Consider the following 9,214-nt stretch of genomic DNA (forward strand, 5'->3'; position numbering starts at 1 on the left):
TTCATCTTTTTGTCGGCTCGTGGGGCTGGTCCTGTGCAGCAATGCGTCGATGGTTTACTTCGCTTTGGATTCGCTCCGTGTGGCAGTCGTCACGACGCTGGCCTGTTCGCTGCTGCTTCAGGCCGGCTACTTCGGCCGCGTGCTCTTTTTCGCGGACGTCGATGATCTGTAGAACTGTTCATTCGCTCCGCAGAGGGCCGGCGAATCCAATCTCTTCCTAAGCCCGTTGGCCGTAATCGAAAGACACGGGGCCGGCGAGTTCGTGCTCAGCTGCCACTGTGCTAGCAAGGGAACGGAATCCAATCCCGGAGCAGATGGCCAGAGTTGAGCGAAGACTGCGGTCGGAGCTCCTGCGCTTCCGGGTCTCCAAGGGGACGACTTTGCGAACCGAAGGGACTTTGAACCGTTGACGTGGCCGGCGTGCGGTAGGTTGGGCCAGCGACAGGGATTCCAGCCGGCCGGGAAGCACCGCCCTCTCAATGTGCGTTGACTTCGCTTCCTTTGGCGAAATGTGGGTAACGGCGAGGGCCGCACTCTTCCCGGGCCGTCGACATTCCCGCCCTTTTGGTGCGTGCGCCGTTAGGCGCGACAATTCGGTGCCCGCGTGTAACTGCGCGCATTCGCCGAAGCTTAGACGTGGTGCATTCCCGCTCGCCCGTTTGGCGGACAGTTCCGGCCGTGCTGGTTTTGCCGGCCTAACGCCCGCCGCTCGTCACTGCCACACCCCTCTCCGGCAACGGCTCGGCGCATCGCGCAAGCCGGTTTAGCGATCAGGCCAGGCCCTTCGCGAGTTCCAACGCCTGCCGTTCGAAGAAGCGGCGGTAAATGCCACCATCGAGATTGATCAGGGCGGCATGATCGCCGTCCTCCATGATGCGGCCACGGTCGAAGACGAGCAGCCGATCGAGCGAGCGGACCGTCGACAGCCGGTGTGCGATGACGAGTGTGGTTCGGCCCACCATCAACCGATCCACCGCTTGTTGAATGAGCACCTCGGATTCCGAATCGAGGCTCGATGTGGCCTCGTCCAGAATAAGGATCGGCGCGTTCGCGAGGAGGCGCGCGCGATCGCCACGCGCTGGCGCTCGCCGCCGGAGAGCTTCAAACCCCTTTCGCCGACCAATGTCCCATAGCCCTTCGGCAGGGGCGCGATGAATTCGTGGGCACTTGCCAGTCGTGCCGCTTGCTCGATCTCGGCCTGGCTCGCGCCAGGCCGGCCATAGGCGATGTTCTCGGCAAGCGACCTGTGAAACAGGATCGGCTCCTGCTGCACGATCGCGATCTGCGAACGAAGGGACTCTTGGGTCACCTCGGAGACGTCCTGACCGTCTATCAGGATCCGGCGGCCGCTCAGGTCGTAGAGTCTCTGGATCAGCTTCACGAATGTTGTCTTGCCGGAACCGGAGGGTCCAACCAACCCAACCCTTTCGCCAGCTTCAATCGACAGCGAACATTCGCTATAGAGCGGCAGGGGATGGTTGGCGTAGCGGAAGTGGACGTTCTCGAAATCGATACGGCCGTTCGTGATCCGGATCGGCTTGGCCTCTGGACGATCGGCAACATCCACCTGCTGATTGTGGATGGCCACCAGTTCTTCCATATCATTAACCGAGTGCTGCACGTTGCGGACATGCATGCCGGCATCACGCAGATAGCCCTGCAGGACGATGAAGGACGTGAGAACATATGCTATCTCGCCCGGCGTTGCCTGTCCATGCGACCACAGCAGGGCATATCCGACCACCGCCACCCTGAGCGCAACCAAAGTTACGCCTTGGGTAGAGTCGATGATCGTTCCGCGCACCCAACTCCGGCGCGCGCGGTGCCGCCATTTGGTCATGATATTTGCAAGCCGGCTCGTCTTCGCGGGTCCCGGCGCCGCAAGCGCGCCGCCGAGCCTCGTGTCCCATCTGTTGGCAAGGCTGGCCGCCGGCGCGACATAGCTGAGCGACAGCGAAATCGAAAACGCAAGATAGATCAGAGAGCCGCAAGCAAAGATCAGGCCTATGACCGGCCAGTGCCAGCCGAGCAGCGCCGTCGAACCTACCCGGGAGCTGCGCGATTAATATAGTGCTGTTTAGGAGCTCCAGCGCCAACATAGCGCTCGTTACCTTGCGCACTGTGGGGCCGGCGAAGCCAGTCTGTCGAAAAGCGCTGGATGTGATGAAACTTCGGGTCGCAACATCGGATACCATGCTCAGCACCACGTCGTTAATGCCAATGAGGCGATGTTATAGCGCGACATACGTGGAACGGCCACGCGGGTAAGCCCTTTTTCAGACATTCATCCAGCGGGGATAGGTGCGGTCATATGTCCGGCCTTTCAGCGCGGTCTAAGACCGCTGGCCTCTGGAATTCGCTATGCGAGGGGCTGATGAATCTGACGCGCTGTAAGCGCATTGTCGCGCCGGCCTCTCTCGCCTCGGGATTTGTCCCGCGGTCATCGTCTAATTGTGCACCTCGCCTCTGTCCGGATCGCGCCGGCCAGTCCGTCCTGGTCGTCGTTCGGCTCAGGCGCGTGCTGCGCCGCTTGCCTCTTGGTATAGCGCAATCGGCATCAAGTAGGCTTTAAGGGCATGCTTGACCTATTCAATCTCCGCGCACCCGCTTGGATCTTCGCGGTAGCAGCCTACATCCGGTCACGACGGCCGAAGAGACCGCGGCATACTCACATTTTGGCAGCAAAAAGACGAAGCGCTGATTACAATGAGATTAAAAGGGCAATTGACACAGCGGTTTTCCGGCGAGCCGTGCGATGGCATTGGCAAATGCCGGCGCCAACGGCGGCAAGCCGGGTTCACCCATGCCCGTGGGCGGTTCGGCGCTAGGCACGATGTGGATGTCGAATTCTGGCACGTCCGTGATTCGCGCAACCGTATAGTCACTGAAGTTGCTCTGCTCGACTACGCCGTCTTTAAGCGTTATTGCTGAGCCTGCGAGACACATCGATAAGCCCATGATCGCCGCGCCCTGTATTTGCGTTTCCACAGTCCGAGGATTGACGGCCAGATTGCAGTGAACGCCGGCCGTGACCCGATGCAGCTTCGGCTGTCCGTCGGCAACAGAGGCTTCGACTACGTAGGCCACCACCGAACTGAAGGACTCGTGCACGGCCACCCCCCAAGCTCGCTCCTTGGGCAGTTGCGTCTTGCCGTACCCGCTCTTGTCCACGGCCAGTTGCAATGCGTCACGGTGGCGGGTGTGCTGATCACCGAAGAGCCGCATGCGGTAGGCCACAGGGTCTTGGTCGGTTGCACGCGCTATCTCGTCGAGCAAGGTCTCCATCACGAAAGCGGTATGGGTGGAGCCAACGCTACGCCACCACAGAACGGGCACGTTTACATCAGGATGATGCACTGTCAGGCGCATTGGAAGCGGATAGGGGGCCCGCATGCCCTCGGTCATGGAGGCATCGATGCCGTTCTTCACCATAAACTGCTCGAACACGGTTCCCGTAAGTATAGACTGGCCGACGATGCTGTGATCCCAGGCCAGCACATTGCCTTCTTTGTCAAAGCCGATCCGGGCGCGGTGCAGATGCATAGGACGGTAGTAGCCGCCCCTCATATCATCCTCGCGGCTCCAGAGCGTGCGCACCGGCGCGTTCAGTCCCGCTGCCTTGGCGGCCTTGGCTATTTCGCAGGCCTCGATCACGGTGTCGTAGGTGCTGGAAAAGCGCCGGCCGAAGCCGCCGCCCGACATCTGCACGTTAACCACGACCTGTTCCGGCTTGAGGCCGAGCGCGGTTGCGGCAGCGCCGGCATCGAGCCCGGCACTTTGGCTCCCCATCCAGATCTCGGCGCGATCGTCGGAAAGCCGAACCGTGCAGTTCAGCGGTTCCATCGCCGCGTGGGCGAGATACGGGAACACGAACTCAGCTTCTAGATTCATGGGCGCCGTTTCCAATGGCGCCATGTCGGAATCGAACTGGCGCGGGCCGGGGCGAATGGCCATCTCACGGTACTGCGCGAGTTGCTGTTCGCTGTCGACCTTTTCGACAGCCGATGTGTCCCACTCCACCTTAAGGGCATCGCGGCCCTGAGACGCCTGCCAATACCCGTCGGCCACTACCGCCACACCCTCTGCTCCGCGATCCAGCGGCACGCGCAGGACTGCCTTCACACCCTTGACCGTGCGCGCGGTGCTGTCATCGAAAGAGGCGATGCGGGCGCCGAAGACCGGTGGACGGGCGACCACGGCGGTCAGCTGCCCCGGCAGCCGGAAATCGATCCCGAAATCCTGTTGTCCGCTGCTTTTGGCGCGCGCGTCAAGCCGCCCGGTGGGGTGGCCGATGATGCGGAACTTCTTCGGATCCTTCAGTGTCACCTGCCCCGGCACGGGCTGTTCCATGGCCGCATCGGCCAGTTCGCCATAACCCAGCTTACCGCCCTCGGGGCCTAGAACCACGCCGACCTCAGTACGCAATGTGGACACATCCACGTTCCAACGCGCTGCCGCAGCGCCAAGCAGCATGGCCCGCGCCCGGGCGCCGAGCTCGCGATACTGCGTAAAGCTGTCCTTGATTGTGTTGGACCCTCCCGTGAGGTGAATGCCAAAGAGAGGATCAGCATAGGCCGGGTCGTTGGTGCCAAGCCGGCTGCGCACCAGGGTCCAGTCGGCATCGAGCTCTTCGGCCAGGATCATGGGCAATGCGGTGTGTACGCCTTGGCCAAACTCCAGCCGATTGACTGTTATGGTGACCTCGCCATTGGGCGCGATCTGCACAAAGGCAGCCGGCTGTTCCGTAAGTTTGAGGCTGCTGGCCGTCTCAGCCGCATCGGTGGACTGCGCCGCGGCGAGGTGCGGAAAAACGCCGATTGTCAGCCCGAGGGCTCCAGTCAACTTTAGAAAGCTGCGGCGCGGCAGCGCTTGAGCAGCGGTGGATCGACCCCGCTCCAGCATGTGCTGCAGCGCACGCGGCAGTTCTCTGTGATCCATGTTGGGGAACATATGTGTCTCCTTCAGACGAGAGTGCTTGCGGCGTCGGCTACAGCGGCGCGAATACGAGCATAGGTTCCACAACGGCAGATGTTTCCGGCCATGGCGGAGTCGATCTCTTCGGGGGTCGGCTGCGCGCCAGGTGACAGCGAGGCGAGCAAGGCCGTCGCGCTCATGATCTGGCCGCTCTGACAGTAGCCGCATTGCGCCACGTCGTGCCTGATCCATGCAGCGTGGACAGCCGCGCCGACACGGTCAGTGCCATCGGTTGCCTTTTCAATCGTGGTGATTTTGCCGCTTTCAACGGCGGAAATCGGCGTGCTGCACGAACGGATGGCCTCGCCATCCAGATGCACCGTACAAGCGCCGCAGAGCGCTGCGCCGCAGCCGAACTTGGTGCCGCTCATTCCGAGCGAGTCACGCAGGACCCAAAGGATCGGGGTTTCGGGGTCAACGTCAACCTCGTGCTCTCGCCCGTTGATATTCAGTGAGATCATGGCTGGTCTCCTGTTTTGGTCCAACTGAACGTGTTTGGGAGCTTCCGGGGACCGAGCGGTGTTCGCGACGAGTCCCCCCTCGCAGCAGCTAGGAAGAAATTCCCTACAGGCAGAAAGTACTGAGTTCTCGAGCGAGGAGCGCAAGACGAACCAAAATATCACCGAGCTGTTCGCCGGGCGCGTTTCATAAAAACTCCCGTCGTTGGTGCTAGGATGAATCTTTGGGGACCCATGCCACATGCCTCAATTTGGCCTCTCGGATTCAGACGTCTTGCGCGCCGAAGGTCTCTCTCGCGCTCTCACTTGCACCAATGTTAGGCGACGGTCAGCTCTTACCTTGCGCCTCACGCGCCGGTTGGATGTAACAGCCGCAGATCCTAGTCGCCAAGGGTCGGAAATGGCGTGATCGACCAATTGATCAAGTCGATGGCACGCTGAAGGATCTCCTCGGTCTGGGCAAGGTCGGGTGAAGCGGCGATGACATGTCCGATGCAGTCTCGCCAGTCACCTTTCCTGACGATCGGCGTCTTGAGTGCAGCATAGAATTTGACCTCGGCTACCCCTGATACAGCAGCCGCTTGACTGTTGCCGTCGATCCAATCGAGGGTGCCATCGCGATTAGCAACCAGGAACCTCGCGGCCGCAGTGTGCGAATGCCTTCTGCGCGAATCGCATTCGTCGCCGATGGCAAGTTTGATGTGCTCGGTGACGAGATCGACACCCCAAGCCGCGTTAACCAGTTGAGGAGTGGGCGTACCAGCAAGACGCCAATTGACTTCGATGACAACTGGCCCACGCTTCGTCCACCGGAGTTCAACATTCGTTGGCCCCCAGCCAAGGCCGAGAGCTTGCAAACAACTCAACGAAACGTCGGCGATACGCTTACGCTCGTCATCAGTCAGTACGGCCGGAAAGGTGAACCCGCGATAGACGAAATGGGGTGGGCGGCCGAAGTCGCCGGTGCCAATCCCAATAAGCTCATTTCCCATTATCTCAGCGGCATAATAGGTGCCTTCCGCGAATTCTTCGACCAGTACCCTGGGCGAGGACTGCCATTTGCGTTGCGCTGGCGAAGGCAGCCGTATGTGCTTCCCGTCCAACAGATACTTTGCATGTTCGGTCAATTCATCGACATTGCGGCACAAACGGACACCGCTACTGCCGCCGCCCACGGTTGGCTTGAGTATCACCGGCAGCCCGATCTCCGCGGCAGCTCTCTCTGCCTCTGTCGCACTCGCTGCTACGCGAAAAACAGGTACTGGAACGCCGGCCTCCGCGAGGAGTTCACGTTGAGTGAATTTATCGCAGCATCGTTCAATGGATGCAGGGTTCGGTCCCGGCAGTTCGAAATACTGGCAAAGCTTGCCTACTGTCGCATAAACCTCCTCTTCCTGGCTGGTAATGCCAGCAATCTCATGGATTGCACGTAATCGGGAACATTCCCGGATGAGCGCATCGAGATCATCTGTATCGACACGAATTGTCTCAGTCTTTTCTGCCGCAAAATTGTCGTACTGACTGGACGCTGGATCGGCCGACAGGATAATTGGACGAAGGCCAAGACGCTGGGCCGCTTGGACGTATAGCAGACCACAACCCCATGGACCACCTTCAACCAGGATGAGCGCTCTTCTTACCATTGACGTTGACCTCCGTTGAGTACTGCGGCAAACAGGCGTCGGCTTTCGATCTGCGCCTGAACTCCGAATTGCGGTGAAGGTAGCATCGTCAGCGATTTGCAGTCGCAAAGGTTCTGCAAATTTAGTTGAAGGATTTGTTGCAACGTTTTGCTTGCCAGGTGTGGGGCACGGAGTGTCTCCATGAATTAGCGGGGAGCGATGTTTAAGGGCCCAGCGTGCCTGATATGCCGGGAATGGCCATGCCAACTTTCGTGGATGGCGCGACGCCGATGGCCCGCACGAACAGGGGCATTTGGGGTTGCCGATTGGCTAAGACATGCTCGATTAAGACACGGATTTTTGGATCGCCAGCCATTGTGCGCGTGCGATAGTCCGGCCGTTTTTGAAAAAATGTCCGAAAAAGGAAGCCATCCTTCTCCGGCCCCCCTCTACAATCTAAGCGGCCCTGAGATTAATGCCGTAGCGTTCCCCCGCCCGGCGAGTTGCGGGCTGCCGCGTGACCGATTTTGACACGCCCCAGGCACGCTTCTACTGCATTAGTCCAACCAAAGCTTTTTCTTAAGTTCACGTTCTCCTTGTGCAGACGTTCTGCAATGAGGCTCTTCAACCAGTCGTTTTCCTCCTTTAGCGCGAGTTTCAGATCCTTCCAGGTGCGGTGACCTGCCACGGGTAATTTCCTCCATCTGAGATTAGAGTCCGGCCTCGATTGAAGGACGGACTGATGAAGAGAAAGCGGTTTACGGAAGAGATGGGGTATTCGGTTCAGCCCGCTGAACGCCTGGCCCCTTTTCGGATCATGACGTTTGTCTGATGCTCAGAGCCGACCTGGCAAGAGGAGATCGGCATGAGCGTTTATGCAGGACTGGATATTTCACTCGACGCTGTAGCTATTTGCGTTATCGCCGAGACCGGCGAGATGCTGTGGCAGGGAAAGGTGCTCGGTGACCCGGATGCTGTGACGGCTGCACTTCAGCGATGGCGGGACGATCTAGTTCGCGTTGGCTTGGAAGCCGGTGCGACATCGGAGTGGATCGGCGGACACCTGGTCGACGAGGGCTTCCCTGTCGTGTGTTTCGAGAGTCGACATGTCAAAGCGGCTCTGGGCGCGATGACGGTGAAGACGGACCGGAATGACGCTGAATCAGAGCACGGCATGGGCACCGACCACGAGTAGACGACGGAGATATGGATCGCCCTGCTTGCTGATCCTGCCGAGGCGGTCTTTACCACCCGATGAGTTTTGCCGCGGCACCAAGCCTATCCAGGCCGCCAACTGCCGGCCGGATTTGAAGAGCGTCGCGTCCGCTACGGTCGCAGCGACCGCGCTTGCAGTGATTGGACCTATTCCAGGAATTGTCTCGAGCCGACGGCTCAGTTCATTGAGCGATGCCAAGTATGAATCTGGCGGTCCATCTCGCTGACCTTCTCGTGCACCTCCCGCAACTGGCCGACTATGGGACGAAGTGCGGCCTGTGCAAGCGGTGGAAGCAGATCAGAATCTTCACTCGTGACGAGTGCGATCAGCGTGCCGACACCGGCAATGCCTTGGCGAGTTACGATTCCGAACTCCGCCAGGTGGCCACCGAGGGCATTCACCAGCATGGTCCGCTGACGGATCAGAAGCTCACGGACCCGATGCAGCATCAGCACACTCTGCTGCTCCTGGCTCTTCACCGGAACGAAGCGCATCGTCGGTCGCATAACCGCTTCGCAGATCGCCTCGGCATCCGTCGCGTCATTCTTCTGCCTCTTCACATAGGGCTTGACGTACGACGCGGGAATGAGCCGAACCTCGTGACCCAGCGCCATAAGGACCCGAGCCCAGTGGTGTGCGGTCGCGCACGCCTCGATTCCGATCAGGCACGGCGGCAACACCTTGAAGAAATCAGCGGCATCGTCACGACGCAGCTTTCGGCGGAGGACGCCACGCCCAACGCGTCTACACCTGAATCTGAAAGACGTGCTTGGCGATATCCAAACCGACTGTGCTAACCTTCTCCATGGACGGCTCTGGTCGCGTCCCCACAGGTGGTGTAGCTCGGCGGTAGCGAAGCCGCTCGCGAGCGCGCCTTCGATAGCGCTGTAGCGAGCGAGCGGCTTTGCGGTGGTCATCGACAGTTCGCCGGTAAGGTCGGGTTG

The 9,214-nt window shown here is 60.0% G+C and carries 6 protein-coding genes and 2 pseudogenes; 2 read left to right on the forward strand and 6 right to left on the reverse strand.

The genetic code is table 11. The annotated features are described in order from the left end of the window. The first annotated feature begins 49 nt into the window (after positions 1-49). Complete coding sequence (locus EN955_RS09310; RefSeq protein ID WP_245265434.1) at positions 50-172, forward strand: exopolysaccharide production repressor protein; 123 nt, start codon at positions 50-52, stop codon at positions 170-172. 598 nt (positions 173-770) lie between these two features. Here EN955_RS09310 and EN955_RS09315 read toward each other — a convergent pair. The 5 genes and pseudogenes from EN955_RS09315 to EN955_RS09335 form a co-directional block, all read right to left on the reverse strand. After that, positions 771-2,222, reverse strand: a pseudogene (locus EN955_RS09315) (ABC transporter ATP-binding protein/permease); the annotation flags it as partial. A 490-nt stretch (positions 2,223-2,712) separates the two neighbouring features. Continuing rightward, positions 2,713-4,950, reverse strand: a complete 2,238-nt coding sequence (locus EN955_RS09320) for a xanthine dehydrogenase family protein molybdopterin-binding subunit (RefSeq protein WP_024505814.1) — start codon at positions 4,948-4,950, stop codon at positions 2,713-2,715. Positions 4,951-4,961: 11 nt separating this feature from the next. Next, on the reverse strand, positions 4,962-5,435 hold the full coding sequence (locus EN955_RS09325; RefSeq protein WP_024505815.1) for a (2Fe-2S)-binding protein: 474 nt from the start codon (positions 5,433-5,435) through the stop codon (positions 4,962-4,964). Positions 5,436-5,812: 377 nt separating this feature from the next. Beyond that, positions 5,813-7,075 carry an acetyl-CoA carboxylase biotin carboxylase subunit family protein gene (locus EN955_RS09330; RefSeq protein WP_024505816.1) on the reverse strand — a complete coding sequence of 421 codons (1,263 nt, stop codon included), beginning with the start codon at positions 7,073-7,075 and terminating at the stop codon, positions 5,813-5,815. Positions 7,076-7,526: 451 nt separating this feature from the next. After that, positions 7,527-7,742 carry a hypothetical protein gene (locus EN955_RS09335; RefSeq protein ID WP_127218768.1) on the reverse strand — a complete coding sequence of 72 codons (216 nt, stop codon included), beginning with the start codon at positions 7,740-7,742 and terminating at the stop codon, positions 7,527-7,529. Positions 7,743-7,919: 177 nt separating this feature from the next. Here EN955_RS09335 and EN955_RS09340 point away from each other — a divergent pair, with 177 nt between their 5' ends. Next, positions 7,920-8,249: a transposase gene (locus EN955_RS09340; protein WP_024505817.1), complete on the forward strand. Its 330-nt coding sequence runs from the start codon at positions 7,920-7,922 to the stop codon at positions 8,247-8,249. On the opposite strand, the pseudogene EN955_RS09345 reads toward EN955_RS09340, so the two are convergent. Further along, positions 8,223-9,077, reverse strand: a pseudogene (locus EN955_RS09345) (IS110 family transposase); the annotation flags it as partial. The gene EN955_RS09340 and the pseudogene EN955_RS09345 sit on opposite strands and share 27 nt — an antisense overlap. Positions 9,078-9,214 lie beyond the last annotated feature (137 nt).

The organism is Mesorhizobium sp. M7A.F.Ca.CA.001.04.2.1 (assembly GCF_003998485.1).
Taxonomy (GTDB): Bacteria; Pseudomonadota; Alphaproteobacteria; order Rhizobiales; family Rhizobiaceae; genus Mesorhizobium; species Mesorhizobium ciceri.